Source organism: Acinetobacter sp. YH12039 (assembly GCF_013420015.1).
GTDB lineage: Bacteria > Pseudomonadota > Gammaproteobacteria > Pseudomonadales > Moraxellaceae > Acinetobacter > Acinetobacter amyesii.
Genome location: NZ_VOZA01000038.1, coordinates 18288 through 30513, shown reverse-complemented (window position 1 = coordinate 30513; position 12226 = coordinate 18288). Strand labels below are relative to the sequence as shown.

The 12226-nt window shown below is 40.1% G+C and carries 12 protein-coding genes and 1 tRNA gene; 7 read left to right on the top strand and 6 right to left on the bottom strand.

Translation table 11 applies throughout. From position 1 onward, the window contains the following. The 3 genes from FTT98_RS13615 to FTT98_RS13605 all read left to right on the top strand — a co-directional run. Window positions 1-710, top strand: a 710-nt coding sequence (locus FTT98_RS13615; RefSeq protein WP_180177484.1) for an FAD-dependent oxidoreductase, incomplete at its 5' end; no start/stop codon positions are given. 266 nt (window positions 711-976) lie between these two features. Further along, window positions 977-1219 (top strand): hypothetical protein, encoded by a 243-nt coding sequence (locus FTT98_RS13610; RefSeq protein ID WP_078192893.1) that lies wholly within the window; start codon window positions 977-979, stop codon window positions 1217-1219. A 235-nt stretch (window positions 1220-1454) separates the two neighbouring features. After that, entirely contained in the window at window positions 1455-1649 is a 195-nt protein-coding gene (locus FTT98_RS13605) for a hypothetical protein (protein WP_180116589.1), read from the top strand. 69 nt (window positions 1650-1718) lie between these two features. On the opposite strand, the gene FTT98_RS13600 is transcribed toward FTT98_RS13605, so the two are convergent. Then, window positions 1719-2366 (bottom strand): LysE family transporter, encoded by a 648-nt coding sequence (locus tag FTT98_RS13600; RefSeq protein WP_180003124.1) that lies wholly within the window; start codon window positions 2364-2366, stop codon window positions 1719-1721. Between the two features lie 146 nt (window positions 2367-2512). Next, entirely contained in the window at window positions 2513-3085 is a 573-nt protein-coding gene (locus FTT98_RS13595; RefSeq protein WP_078192890.1) for an FxsA family protein, read from the bottom strand. Window positions 3086-3217: 132 nt separating this feature from the next. On the opposite strand from FTT98_RS13595, the gene ruvC reads away from it, so the two are divergent. Beyond that, window positions 3218-3763, top strand: coding sequence for a crossover junction endodeoxyribonuclease RuvC (ruvC, locus tag FTT98_RS13590; RefSeq protein WP_180177483.1), 546 nt, complete (start codon window positions 3218-3220; stop codon window positions 3761-3763). A gap of 70 nt (window positions 3764-3833) precedes the next feature. On the opposite strand, the gene FTT98_RS13585 is transcribed toward ruvC, so the two are convergent. Then, entirely contained in the window at window positions 3834-4109 is a 276-nt protein-coding gene (locus tag FTT98_RS13585; protein ID WP_078192889.1) for an acylphosphatase, read from the bottom strand. 1 nt (window position 4110) lies between these two features. Beyond that, entirely contained in the window at window positions 4111-5598 is a 1488-nt protein-coding gene (locus FTT98_RS13580; protein WP_180177482.1) for an NAD(P)H-hydrate dehydratase, read from the bottom strand. Between the two features lie 20 nt (window positions 5599-5618). Between FTT98_RS13580 and queG the strand changes: the two genes are divergently transcribed. After that, window positions 5619-6713 (top strand): tRNA epoxyqueuosine(34) reductase QueG, encoded by a 1095-nt coding sequence (queG, locus tag FTT98_RS13575; RefSeq protein WP_180074052.1) that lies wholly within the window; start codon window positions 5619-5621, stop codon window positions 6711-6713. A 277-nt stretch (window positions 6714-6990) separates the two neighbouring features. Next, entirely contained in the window at window positions 6991-7983 is a 993-nt protein-coding gene (gene bioB, locus FTT98_RS13570) for a biotin synthase BioB (RefSeq protein ID WP_168379635.1), read from the top strand. A gap of 125 nt (window positions 7984-8108) precedes the next feature. Here bioB and FTT98_RS13565 read toward each other — a convergent pair whose 3' ends face one another. Both FTT98_RS13565 and FTT98_RS13560 read right to left on the bottom strand, forming a co-directional pair. Next, the gene (locus FTT98_RS13565) at window positions 8109-8333 is read right to left on the bottom strand and encodes a hypothetical protein (RefSeq protein WP_168379636.1); all 225 of its coding nucleotides are present in this window, start codon (window positions 8331-8333) and stop codon (window positions 8109-8111) included. A gap of 536 nt (window positions 8334-8869) precedes the next feature. Then, the gene (locus FTT98_RS13560; protein ID WP_180177481.1) at window positions 8870-11074 is read right to left on the bottom strand and encodes an OsmC domain/YcaO domain-containing protein; all 2205 of its coding nucleotides are present in this window, start codon (window positions 11072-11074) and stop codon (window positions 8870-8872) included. 367 nt (window positions 11075-11441) lie between these two features. Between FTT98_RS13560 and FTT98_RS13555 the strand changes: the two genes are divergently transcribed. Beyond that, window positions 11442-11518 (top strand) — tRNA-Ile (locus FTT98_RS13555). Window positions 11519-12226: the final 708 nt, after the last annotated feature.

The window sequence follows — 12226 nt, the reverse complement described above, 5'->3', positions numbered from 1 at the left end:
TGCAACGTGTATCTGACATCAAAGGTGCTGACCAAACAGCTAATGGCTTAGTTGAAGTGACTTTAGAGAATGGTGCAAAACTTGAATCTAAAACAGTGATTCTTTCAACAGGTGCACGTTGGAGAGAGATGAATGTTCCAGGTGAGCAAGAATACCGTACTCGTGGTGTTGCATACTGCCCACACTGTGACGGTCCATTGTTTAAAGGTAAACGTGTTGCAGTCATAGGTGGTGGTAACTCAGGTGTCGAAGCGGCGATTGACCTTGCTGGTATTGTAGAACATGTAACACTTGTTGAGTTTGATACCAAGCTTCGTGCTGACCAAGTCCTTCAAGACAAGTTAAACAGCTTACCGAATACGACTGTGATCATGAATGCATTATCTACAGAAGTGGTTGGTGATGGTTCACAAGTGACTGCATTGAACTACAAAGACCGTGCAACAGATGAAATCAAAACGATTGAATTGGCAGGTATCTTTGTACAAATCGGTTTGTTACCAAACACGGATTTCTTAAAAGAAACAGCAGTAGAACTTTCAAACCGCGGTGAGATCGTAATTAACGAGCGCAACGAAACCAATGTAAAAGGTGTATTTGCTGCAGGTGACTGTACAACAGTACCGTACAAACAAATCATCATTGCGACAGGTGAAGGCGCGAAAGCATCATTATCTGCTTTTGATTACATCATCCGTTCTGGTCAATAATTCAGTTTAAACAGAACAGCAAAAGCCAGTTTTCGAACTGGCTTTTTTTATGACTGAAAATTCATGTCTTGTTTCATTTATAAATCATCAATAAAACAAATATTTAACTCTCTGACGCTTTCCACTTACACAATAATGAGCAAAACAAACCGTTTAAAACTTGTACAGCAGCTTATTTGCACATTAAGATAAAACAATCATCACGGATTGATGGTTGACAATAACAACAAGAATGTTGGTCAAATTCGACTAAATGGAGAAACGCAATGCACTATCAATATCACTGTGCTTGTTGCAATAAAGTATTGGCTTCAAGCGATAAAGAATGTTCCGAATGTGGCTCGCATAATATCCGTAGCCCATATGGCTTTTGGATATTTTGCATACTCAGTTGTTTGGCTGTTGCCATTCTATTTAAGAGTGTCCAAGTGTATTTGCAACAACACGATACTGAAGCGACAACCCAACTCAACATCTTTGAAGTACTCAAGCAGGATGGTAAAAATTAAGCTTTTTTGACAACAGCCAAATACAGCCGTATGAACAAGCTGGCAATGTGTAAAATTATAGCCAAGTGAATTTAAGCACCGTTATCAGGTCGCGTTAAAGTCATTCAAAGCGAGAAATTAAAATGATGAAAGCCTGAATGATTTCAGGCTTTTTTATGCGCTTGCATTGCCCTGCTTACTTATCTTCACAAGGAAAATTCTTTAAACTATGGCAATAGCAATGAGGTTCTAGACGATGGTGCAGTTAATCAAAAAAGGCGGTTTACGTGAGCGCGCCAATCGTAGCCGATCATACAATGGCTCTGAAAATACCGAAACTACCCTCAAGCCAAACCGTTATCGTGATCATGCTGAAACCACCGATGTTGCACAAGATCCATCAAATACAGCACCATCTAAAGACCAAGATCAAACCAATCCAGAGCAATAAAATTGGCACATAAAAAAAGCCAAGTTCTAATACTTGGCTTTCGCTTTGCTGACAGCAATATGTTTGCAGCTATTGAAGATTGAACATTCTAATTGCGTCGAACCACAGCCAAATCGCAAAAATTAAAAATAACGCCCCTGAAACCACATCAATATAACTACCCGAACGTTGGTAGAGTGCTTTAATTTTAGGCAAAGACATAATCATCATAAACAGACTAAACACAATAAAAGTTTGAATCGGAATGATGACAGCAAGCTGTGCTTTTAGGTTACTACTGGCTGATGAACTCAACGCCAGTGAGAACACACTACTAAAATAGATCAGTGTTTTCGGATTGGCTAAATTTGTAAATAAACCTAATAAAAAATAATTTTCAGTATTCTGCTGACTTAAGGCCTGCCCATCTTCTAAATTGGCTGTTTGATTTAAACTTTTAAGCCCACCACTAAACATCGCCCAACCCATTTTCGCCAAGAAAAATCCACCAACAGCCATTAAAACTTGTTGTATCCATGGAAATTGCTCAACCAGAACCGTAAAGCCCAATAAGGTTAAAACGACCCACACCACAATCCCGACAGAGATCCCCGCAATAATTTTTAAGGTATTTGCACGCGTTGTTGATGCTGCACTTTTAGCAATTAATAATACATCTGGACCGGGACTCAACTGCGCAACAAAATGAAGCGCACAGATGGTGAATAACAGTGACATGCAAGCTGATTCATTTGAATTAAAACGTGAAGATTATATCGCTTGTTCAATTTTTTTGTTGGCAACACAAGGTTTATTTTTAGGCCGTATCAAAATTTACGCAAAAATAAAGCCGAATACACATTCGGCCTTTCATACTGAGTTAATTATTTTTTATTGACATCTTTCAGTTCAATTTGTTTCGCATCTGGCGTCACTTCACGAGCTTCACCATCAATAACGGATGAATCACGACCTGATTGCTGATTTTGCATATCTTGCATTTGACGCATCATATCTGCAAATGGGTTCTGACCTTGAGCACCGCCCATGCCTCCCATATCGCCCATCATACCACCCATCATTTTTTCCATCATGGCTTGTTGACGCTTCATCATGGTTTTCATCATGACCGCTTTCATGGCATTTTGTACAGGTGGAATCAAAATAAGTAATGCCATAATATCTGAGATTAGACCCGGTAACAGCAATAAGAAACCAGCCAAAATTTTTGGTAAATTTCCAGTTAAAGCTGGATCATTACTCATTTGACCTGCTTGCATTTGCTGCATTTGAGGCATCAGACCTGATGAATATTTACGGATAATATTCATCCCTATAAAGAAGGCCGCCACGAACCAGAAAAAGACATACCACATGCTGCCGACGAGGTCGCCCACACCGATCCAGACAAACACTTCCAGGATCAAGCCTGCTAAAATCAGAAGAAATAATTTCATGAAAATTAAACAAATCTCAGTAAATTAATTTAAGGTGTAGCGTTCAACTGCTCAATCACTATCAAGCTTTTTTGACACGCTTATGTAACAATATGGGCATTATTTTATTTTTAAAGGGCAAATAGGGCAAACATGTCATTAATTATCGGTATTGACCCTGGGTCGCGCTTAACTGGTTACGGCATCATCGAAAAGGATGGTTCTAAACTACGTTTTGTCGATGCTGGCAACATTCGTACCGAAACGACAGAAATGCCTGAACGCTTAAAACGTATCTTTGCTGGTATTGATCGTATCGTAAAGTTTTACGGGCCTACTGAAGCTGCGGTTGAACAAGTCTTTATGGCTCAAAACCCTGACTCGGCCTTAAAATTAGGTCAAGCACGCGGCGCCGCCATTGCTGCTTTAACCAATTTAGATTTACAAGTCGCTGAATATACTGCACGCCAAATCAAACAATCTGTGGTCGGCTATGGTGCTGCAGATAAAGAACAAGTCCAAATGATGGTTATGCGTATTCTGAACCTAAGCATCAAACCCCAGCAGGATGCAGCCGATGCTTTGGCTGCCGCAATTTGTCATGCGCATGCGTCTGGTAGTATGAGTAAAATGGCTGTACTGAATGCCTTAGGTGGTATGGCTCGTGGCCGAAGCCGTGTAAGCACTCGACGTCGATAAATATTCGTCAAATCATATAGCTCAGTAATTCAGATTGTTTTCAAAAGCCCACTCAATCTAGTGATCAAACTTAGCGAATCATTTTAAAACCACTATAGTCTAATTCATGCATTGGAATTTCTTGCTGATCGATTTTAGTCACGTCTGCTCGTAAAGGCCCCACCAGACTGTGTTTAAGTATTTTATGAATGGCGTCTTCAGTTCCAATAATCAGCGCTTCAACTTCGCCCGTCGCTAGATTTTTCACATAGCCATTTAAACCAAGTGCAATCGCTTGCTGTTCAAACCAACGACGATAACCAACACCCTGCACTTTACCTTGAATTCGCAATTTAACTGCATGCATTTTAGTCTTCAACTCCTGAATGATTAACCACATGATAAACCGCTTGGGCCATATCCTGTGCTTGCAAACCACGCATCCCCGACTTCGCCAATACATCACCTGCTAAAGCATGCAGGCTTACGATTTCATGCAGATGAATTTGCTGATGAAATTGTGCTTTTAAACTTGCAATCATCCCCGCAAGCACATCTCCCATACCGCCTGTCCCCATTCCTGCATTACCTACGGTGCAAATCCAAAGTTGATCTTCAAGTATCAAGCTGCCTGCCCCTTTAAGCACCCATTGACCTTGAAATTTTTCTTTTAAATGTTGAATTGCTTGTACACGATCCGCTTCAACTTCTGCAGTAGATAGACCCAATAATTTTGCAGCCTCACCCGGATGTGGCGTTGCATAGGTGCGTGTATTCAATTTTTCAGGTGTTTCAGCTAGAAACCACAAGGCATCTGCATCCAAAACAATTTCCAAGGTTGACTGCTGAATCAATGGAAACCATGACTGAAACTGCTGTTGTGCCCAATTGTCACGACCAAGCCCCATGCCAAAGCTAATCGCATCGACATGATCGATCAGTTGCCGAATCGCTTCTGTATTTAAAGCATTGATATCGCGTAGCATAATATTCGGTGCGCGCGCCAAAATTGCGGTGTGATGTCGTGCATCACAAACAACCGTGACCTTACCTGCACCTGCATGGAATGCAGCCTCAGCAGCCATAATCACCGCCCCACCCATTTCAGCATGTCCACCAACAACCAAAACATGGCCATAACTGCCTTTATGACCAAAAGCTTGTCGCTCAGGTAAAGTGATTTTCTGCGGTGACAAATACGCAAGTGGCTCAAGCTTAATATCAGTCGGTATGCATGCTATCACCGAAACTTCACCTGCATATTCCTTCGCTTGGCCTGTAAATAACCCTGCTTTTAGACCCAATGCCGTAAATGTATAATCGGCTTGAAATGCGATGGGTAAAGGCTGCCCTGTATTGGCATGTAATCCGCTTGGAATATCAATCGCAACTTTGAGTCCCATGCATGCATTCAATCGTTGAATAATGGCTTGCCATTCATTAGAAAGTTCACGATTGAGTCCAATACCAAATAATGCGTCGATGTAGACGTCATAATCACGCTGAAAATCAAAATGTGTATAGATCTTGAGCTTGTGATCTAATGCTTCCTGTACTGCACAATGTAAGTCCTTCGATGCTCCAATTTCAGCGGCATAGATATCGACTTGAAAGCCTGCTTGCTGTAGGTATTGCGCTGTAAGATATCCATCACCTGCGTTGTTACCCTGCCCACAACATACGGCAATATTTTTTAAATTTTGCTGCTTTAACATTGGAATGAGTTGCTGAGCAATCGACCATGCGACCTGCTGCATCAGACCATAACTGCTATTGTGCTGAGCAAACCAACGCTGCTCCCAAGCTTGAATACTTTGGCTAAGATAAACAGGGCTATGGTAAACTTGCAGACGCATTGTTTTTCCTTGTTATGATTATGGCCGCTTCAACTCCTGCACAAAAAATTCCTGTCGATCAATATGATCCAGAAACCCTTAAAGCATGGATTAAAGCACAAGCCTTAAATTTAGGTTTTTCTGATTGTGTCATCGCAAAGCCAGATGCTCAAGAGGAACTCCCTCGTTTTAAAGAATATTTAGAACGTGGTTATCATGGCGATATGAAATTCCTAGAGGAAAACCTTGAAAAACGTGCCAATCCAGTACTTTTAGTCCCCGGTACCCGCAGTATCATTTGTGTCCGCATGGATTATTTGGTCGAGACACCAAAACCACGTTATGTTCCAGATGAACCAAACTCAGCCATCATTGCACGCTATGCACGAGGTCGTGACTACCACAAAGTCATGCGTGGTCGTTTAAAAACCTTGTCGAATATCATCCGTGAAAAAATCGGAGATTTTGAATCTAGACCCTTTGCCGACTCTGCACCAGTGTTTGAAAAATCTTTAGCTGAAAATGCAGGCATGGGCTGGACAGGCAAACACACCTTACTGATCCATAAAAAATCAGGCTCATTTTTTGTATTAGGTGAGCTGTTTACATCACTCGATTTGCCTTTTGATTCTCCGGCAACCAAACATTGTGGTTCATGCACAGCCTGTATTGACATCTGTCCAACTCAGGCCATCGTTGAGCCCTATATGTTAGATGCACGTAAATGCATTGCCTACTTAACTATCGAATATAAAGGCATCATTCCTGAAGAATTACGCCGTGGCATTGGCAACCGTGTGTTTGGCTGTGATGACTGTCAACTTATCTGTCCATGGAATAGCTTTGCGCATAAAACTCAAATTGAGGACTTTTATCCACGTCATGGTCTCGACCAAGTGAGTTTATTAGATCTATGGCAATGGGATGAAGCCACCTTTTTAAGCTGCACGGAAGGCAGTCCTATCCGACGAACAGGCTATCAAAGCTTTATGCGAAATATCGCCATTGGCTTAGGCAATGCACCATACAGTTCAAATATTGTTCAATCATTAAAAAATTCTCGCGAAAAACATGACGCGATCGTGCAAGTTCATATTGATTGGGCAATTACAGAACAAAATTCAAAAATGCTTTAATGGATTTGATTCTATATTTTCCAGATCCTTACAAAGTTTTCATTTAAGCTAAAACTTAGTGGCGCAATCAAAGAAAATCAATTTTTCAGCCTAAAATAAACATTGTAGCGATTGTGCTGACATTTAACACAACTTTGCAAGTATCCTAAATATCAAAACTTCTTTAAAAAAGTCATTTTAATGCACTATAGCCAACTTTCAATGTTACAAAATAGTCTTGGAAGTCTGCAAATTTTACGTATGATGATTTGCATTAGGCAGAAAATATGGATTATTTATGAGCTACCGAAATGACTGGACACACCCAGAAATACAAGAGTTGTATCAACAACCATTGATGGATTTATTATTCCAAGCACAGACCATTCACCGTGAATATTTCCAAGCCAATCATATTCAAGTCAGCACCTTACTTTCGATTAAAACTGGTAAGTGCCCTGAAGACTGTAAATATTGCTCACAGTCCGCACATTATGATTCTGGATTAGAGGCTGAAAAACGTCTGGCCGTGGAAAAAGTCATCAATGAAGCGAAAGCTGCGCTTGCCTCAGGTTCTTCGCGTTTTTGTATGGGCGCTGCATGGCGCAATCCACATGAACGGGACATGCCCTATGTGCTAGAAATGGTGCGTGAAGTCAAAGCGCTGGGACTTGAAACCTGTATGACACTTGGCATGCTGAATCAGTCTCAAGCAGAGCGCCTACATGAGGCAGGCTTAGATTATTACAACCATAACCTCGATACCTCTCGTGAGTATTATCCCAATGTCATTAGCACGCGTAGCTATGATGACCGTTTAACGACGCTAGACTATGTTCGCCAATCTGGAATGAAAATCTGTAGCGGCGGAATTGTGGGCTTAGGTGAAAGCCGTGATGACCGTATCGCCTTTTTGATGGAGTTGGCAACGCTACCGATTCATCCTGAATCCGTGCCGATTAATCTCCTTGTCCCTATTCAAGGTACCCCACTTGCAGAGGTTGAGAAACTTGATGTGATCGAATGGATTCGCACCATTGCAGTCGCACGGATCATTATGCCAAAAAGCTATATTCGACTCTCTGCAGGTCGTGAATCCCTGAGTGATTCAGAACAAGCTTTGGCATTTATGGCAGGTGCAAATTCACTCTTTTCTGGTGAAAAACTACTGACCACGCCAAATGCAGGCGAAGGCAAAGATCAGCTTTTATTTAGCAAACTCGGTTTAGTGGCTGAACAGCCCAAACCAAATGCTGCACAGCTTTCAACTGATGCCATGCAAATGGCTTAAAATAAGCCCCGAAGTTCGGGGCTTAGTTCAATTGAATGATCAGTGATAGGTTTCAATGTGCAATGCAAGAGACGGTGCGAATTAATGAAATGGCTAAATCACCATGAGTAGGGAAAATATATCGTTTACTTAGCGAAGTTATGTGCTGTTATTAAAATGCCATAGCCTGCATTTAAATAATCCCCTTCACGGATGACGTCTTGACCATTAGCATGTTGAACCACCAATTGCTGCTGAATCGCATCATAATGAAAAGATTCAAAGCAATCCTGATGTTGTAATAACCATGCAATGGTATCTGCCATATTGGCATCGACGGTATAACGCTCGGCTTGAAAATCTTTACTCATATCTGCATGAAAACTGTGGATGTGATTCTATTTTAATGATTTCAATATTGACCGGCATTAAAAAAGTGAGCTTTCGCTCACTTTTTTTTCGGCTTAGACTCTGCATTACTTTGTCACACCGCACTTACGACATTCCTTGTGCGAACCGATTTCTTCCATTTGCTCGTATTCGTAAATATGCATGCAAAATAGTTTTCTGAATAATTGAAGCATGTTGTTAAAACTCCCATTTATTTATTAATGTGCTTCTGAATATTTCGTCCTGAAATATTATGAACATGCCTAAACACGCCATAGCTAATTTATTATCATATTTTTCCAATGAGTCAAATATCTTTACTTTAAAATGACACAATTTCGGATAATCGGTTATTTTTAAGCCTCCCTTATATTCACCTGAGTTATAAGGATTTTTATTAATATCAACATCACAGATATAGATTAATTTTCAGCAAATTTCGCACAAAAAAACTCCCCCTTAGGAGAGTTTTTTCAAATAGATGATCACATGAGTAACGTTATTCACAAGCCCAGATTTAAACGTTCTGACTGGCAAACTTCGCACGTGCAGCATGCAATTTTTTATAGCTATCAATCAGACGTAAATGACGATCTAAACCTTCAAGTTGCATATTGGTTTCAGTTAAACCGTAGAAGCGAAGACTGCCATCCATTGAACCAATCACTGCATCCATACGTTCGTCACCAAACATACGACGGAAATTATGTTCATAGTCATTGAGATCTAAGTCATCGTCCAATTCAACTTCTAAAACCACATTCATACATTGATAGAACAAACCACGTTCGACCGTATTGGTGTTGTATTGAAGGAAAGTTTCAACCAACTCTTTTGCTTCTTCAAACTCTTGTAAGGCAATATAGATCAGTAGTTTGAGCTCAAGTACTGTTAATTGGCCCCATACGGTATTGTCATCAAACTCAATCCCGATGAGCGTCACAATATCCGTGTAGTTATCCACTTCAAGCTCTTCTAAGCGCTCAACCAGTGACACTAACTCGTCTTCATCTAGACGATGAATGTTTAAAATATCTTCACGGAAGTCCAAAGCTTTGTTGGTGTTATCCCAAACCAAGTCTTCAACCAAATACACTTCAGAATAACCCGGAACTAAAATACGACATGCCGTAGCACCAAGATGCTGATAGACCGCCATATACGCTTCTTTGCCCATGTCTTCTAGAATCGCAAACATCGCTGCAGCTTCTTCCGCATTGGCATTTTCACCTTTTGCTGTGAAATCCCACTCTACAAAATCATAGTCTGATTGTGCGCTAAAGAATTTCCAAGACACCAAACCACTTGAGTCAATAAAGTGTTCTACAAAGTTATTTGGCTCAGTGACTGCATTTGAGCTAAACGTTGGTTTTGGTAGATCGTTTAGACCTTCAAAGCTACGGCCTTGTAAAAGTTCGGTTAAGCTACGCTCTAAAGCCACTTCGAGTTTAGGGTGCGCACCAAAAGATGCAAATACCCCACCTGTACGTGGGTTCATTAAGGTTACACACATCACAGGGTACTGACCACCAAGTGAAGCATCTTTTACCAATACAGGAAAACCTTGTTCTTCTAAGCCTTGAATACCTGCAACAATACTTGGATATTTGGCTAAAACCTCTTCAGGGACATCTGGTAAAGCCAATTCACCTTCTAAAATCTCACGTTTTACTGCACGCTCAAAGATTTCAGATAAGCATTGAACCTGCGCTTCTGCCAAGGTATTCCCTGCACTCATGCCGTTTGACAAGTATAAATTTTCAATCAAGTTTGATGGGAAATACACTGTTTCACCATCTGACTGACGTACAAATGGCAGAGAACAAATACCGCGTGCTGTATTTCCTGAATTGGTGTCATATAGATGTGTGCCTAATAACTCATTTTCTGGGTTATAAATTTCACGCGTATAGTCATCTAAGATTTCAGTAGGTAACTCGCCTTCTGGGCCTGGTTGGAACCATTTTTCATCTGGGTAATGCACAAAGTCAGCATTGGCAATCTCTTCACCCCAGAACTGGTCGTTATAGAAGAAGTTGCAATTGAGACGTTCAATAAATTCACCCAAAGCCGAAGCTAATGCGCTTTCTTTGGTTGAGCCTTTACCATTGGTAAAACACATTGGCGATTGTGCATCACGAATATGTAGTGACCAAACATTCGGTACGATATTACGCCATGATGCAATTTCGATCTTCATGCCTAAACCTGCCAAAATACCTGACATATTGGCAATGGTTTCTTCTAAAGGCAGATCTTTACCCGGAATAAACGTGGTACTGTCTGACGCTAAATTTGGCAAAAGTAAAGCTTGTGCATCTGCATCAATGCTTTCTACTTCTTCTATGACAAATTCAGGACCAGTCTGAATAACTTTTTTAACCGTACAGCGGTCAATTGAACGCAAAATACCTTGACGGTCCTTTTCAGAAATATCCGCAGGTAGTTCGACTTGGATTTTGAAAATTTGCTTATAGCGGTTTTCAGGATCAACAATATTGTTTTGTGATAAGCGAATATTGTCTGTCGGAATGTCTCGCGCTGCACAATATACTTTTACAAAATACGCTGCACATAATGCTGATGACGCTAAAAAGTAGTCGAATGGTCCGGGAGCAGAGCCATCGCCTTTATAGCGAATAGGTTGGTCGGCAATTACCGTGAAGTCATCAAATTTGGCTTCTTGTCGAAGGTTATCGAGATAATTAACCTTAATTTCCATGTGGGCACCTAAATATTCTTATGTGTCAGTGCAACACATAAAAATGAAAACATAAGCCGAATAACTGTAGGACATTGACTTAAAAATGTGAGGCCAGTACCAATCTATGCGCTGTTGAGCACGGTACTGACAAGAATGGGCATTATTATAAGGTTATTTTGACTGTTTGATAACTTTTGTCGTGATTTACATCAAGCTAGAATTCAGTGCTTTACCATTTTTGTCGAATCAAAGCTTAACTGCTGCAACTACAGCCAATTTGTTGTGTTAGTGTGCAGCCGTGAAGAAAAAGGCTTGTCTTTTAAAAAAATCTTCGCTAGTATGCTTTGCGTCTGAACTTGTTGATAAATAACACATTCAGAATATAGGGCCTATAGCTCAGTTGGTTAGAGCAGCGGACTCATAATCCGTTGGTCCACAGTTCAAGTCTGTGTGGGCCCACCATATAAAACAACCCCTTACGTGCATTAATCGTGAGGGGTTTTTTAATGTTAAAAGCTAAGTAAAGTTTGTCTAAGCCTTTAAAAGATATGGCAGATAACAGATAGACACGTACAAAACTTCAAGTCAGCTTGAGTAAGCTACAATTGGTTAATACGAGAAGTAGGTTATAAAGAAATACATTCAAGAAAAATTTAAAAGCTTAAGATCTAGATACCCTTAAATAAAGCCACGATTTGTTATACTTAAAAGATATTATTTTATTCATTATAAGCAAATGTTTTTTGATTCATGACTTTTAGAAATACTATATATTTCACACTTTAAATGCACAAAAATTAAAACTCAACCTGTTCAGGCTTTCTTAAGTCCAAATAAAACTCAACAATTGACCAAATAACAATCAAAGCAAACATAGCAACAGCGAATAACACAGCAGTTAAATAAATCATGCTTGAGTTCTCCGTTAGAAATCGAGTTAAGACCAACAGGTTAAAAGTTTCAACCTACGACAAAAGTCTAATAAGAATTTCTGACGGTGCCTAGCCATATTTAGCAAATTTTTAAGAGTATTTTTATCTATGATGATAGCTTTGCTATATAAAATTTAACCGATTTATTGCTAAAAAGTATAATTCTTCAATCCCCCCTTCTTATTCCGATTTGAAATATATGCACAATTCAGATCAAAGCTCACTTAAATCCTCTTGA

What these genes read in the sequence shown, in the direction of transcription:
- FTT98_RS13610 (WP_078192893.1), top strand. Translation starts at nt 977, where the DNA reads ATGCACTATCAATATCACTGTGCTTGTTGCAATAAAGTATTGGCTTCA.
- FTT98_RS13605 (WP_180116589.1), top strand. Translation starts at nt 1,455, where the DNA reads ATGGTGCAGTTAATCAAAAAAGGCGGTTTACGTGAGCGCGCCAATCGT.
- FTT98_RS13600 (WP_180003124.1), bottom strand. Translation starts at nt 2,366, where the DNA reads ATGTCACTGTTATTCACCATCTGTGCGCTTCATTTTGTTGCGCAGTTG.
- FTT98_RS13595 (WP_078192890.1), bottom strand. Translation starts at nt 3,085, where the DNA reads ATGAAATTATTTCTTCTGATTTTAGCAGGCTTGATCCTGGAAGTGTTT.
- ruvC (WP_180177483.1), top strand. Translation starts at nt 3,218, where the DNA reads ATGTCATTAATTATCGGTATTGACCCTGGGTCGCGCTTAACTGGTTAC.
- FTT98_RS13585 (WP_078192889.1), bottom strand. Translation starts at nt 4,109, where the DNA reads ATGCATGCAGTTAAATTGCGAATTCAAGGTAAAGTGCAGGGTGTTGGT.
- FTT98_RS13580 (WP_180177482.1), bottom strand. Translation starts at nt 5,598, where the DNA reads ATGCGTCTGCAAGTTTACCATAGCCCTGTTTATCTTAGCCAAAGTATT.
- queG (WP_180074052.1), top strand. Translation starts at nt 5,619, where the DNA reads ATGGCCGCTTCAACTCCTGCACAAAAAATTCCTGTCGATCAATATGAT.
- bioB (WP_168379635.1), top strand. Translation starts at nt 6,991, where the DNA reads ATGAGCTACCGAAATGACTGGACACACCCAGAAATACAAGAGTTGTAT.
- FTT98_RS13565 (WP_168379636.1), bottom strand. Translation starts at nt 8,333, where the DNA reads ATGAGTAAAGATTTTCAAGCCGAGCGTTATACCGTCGATGCCAATATG.
- FTT98_RS13560 (WP_180177481.1), bottom strand. Translation starts at nt 11,074, where the DNA reads ATGGAAATTAAGGTTAATTATCTCGATAACCTTCGACAAGAAGCCAAA.